The 1270-nt window shown below is 35.6% G+C and carries 1 protein-coding gene; it reads right to left on the bottom strand.

Annotated elements, in window-relative coordinates:
• The coding region (locus I6E11_RS14600; protein WP_235338829.1) for a fasciclin domain-containing protein at nucleotides 1-1197 on the bottom strand (1197 nt) is incomplete at its 3' end.
• Nucleotides 1198-1270 lie beyond the last annotated feature (73 nt).

The raw sequence follows: 1270 nt of genomic DNA, 5'->3' as shown, positions 1-1270 counted from the left end.
GTAGTAACCAAACAATTGTGTCCATATAAGATATACATCTGTTCTAATCTTATTAGCCAAATCTGTTTGTCCATCATTTTCCAAAGACTCAATACATGATAATCCCCAATCTATAGTGCTATATGCAGACTTCCAATAATTTAATGATGCTTCAGTAAAGTCGATGCTATTATATCTGAACAAATCTGTTCCTTTTGTTAATCTTGAATCTAAGTAAACATTTTCAGACATATAATAATAAACTCGTTCTTTCCATAAGTTCTCAACAGATGACGGTTCAGGCAAAGGAAGTTCCACGCCTTCACTATCTATAGCAACCATATATGCGGTTCCCGTACTTTCTGTTTCACCTTTATCATTTCCGACATAATAATTATTATTAAAGAAATATTTATCATCATTATTTACCAGGCCATCCATATTTGAATCATCAATTATGAACTTGCCGTCAGAACCGACACCTTCGAAAACATACCCCTCGTATCTGTCTGTATATCCATCCTTATATACCCAGAAAACTATTTCATTAGCAGTGTGCTTAACTATAACCTGACCGTTTGCATCAGTTTTCCACTCTCCTATAAACTCACCTTCGGTCCATCTGTCCAAAGAATCTTTAACAGCTTCATTAACGACAACGTTTACTCCTTCCAACGGTTTGTCCTGAGCCTGTCCCCAAGTAAGTTCACGGATATTTATAGTAGTGGTATAAAAAGTTTCCGCTTCAGTTTTTTCTTCCAGCACTTCAGGAACAATATATACATAACTGTTACCAGCCGGGATAGCCTCTCCTTCAATAATAACACCATTTACATATACTTCATCACCGTTTCTTGTGATGTACAGTTTCTCTCCATTTATACTTTCAAGTTCCTTGCCATCAGTCAAATCTGCCTTAGCATAACTTCCCTTGGCGATATGACGCTTTATGGACACAGAGTCAAGAACTGCAGTAGAACGTGCAGCAGATGAAGAATTACGGACTGCAAACACAGTCAATTTATCTTCTGTCAGGTTTGCAACATCTACTTTTTTCAAAATCTCGACAAAATCACTTATTTCTTCTTTATTTTCCAAGGCTGTTACAATTTCATTTATAGCCTTTTCTCCTGGCGGAGGATTTACTCCGTCCTCTTTTGTACATGACATTAATACAAAAAAGGATAAACTGATGAAATAAAACAATAGTTTCTTCATAGCTTTATTATATTTTAAATTACTAAAATATATTCAGCTGCCATTCTATGGAATCCATGAACAACAGCTGAAC

Source organism: Bacteroides caecigallinarum, assembly GCF_021531075.1.
GTDB lineage: Bacteria > Bacteroidota > Bacteroidia > Bacteroidales > Bacteroidaceae > Phocaeicola > Phocaeicola caecigallinarum_B.
The sequence above is the reverse complement of the archived record's forward strand: the minus strand, read 5'-3'. Positions and strand labels throughout refer to the sequence as shown.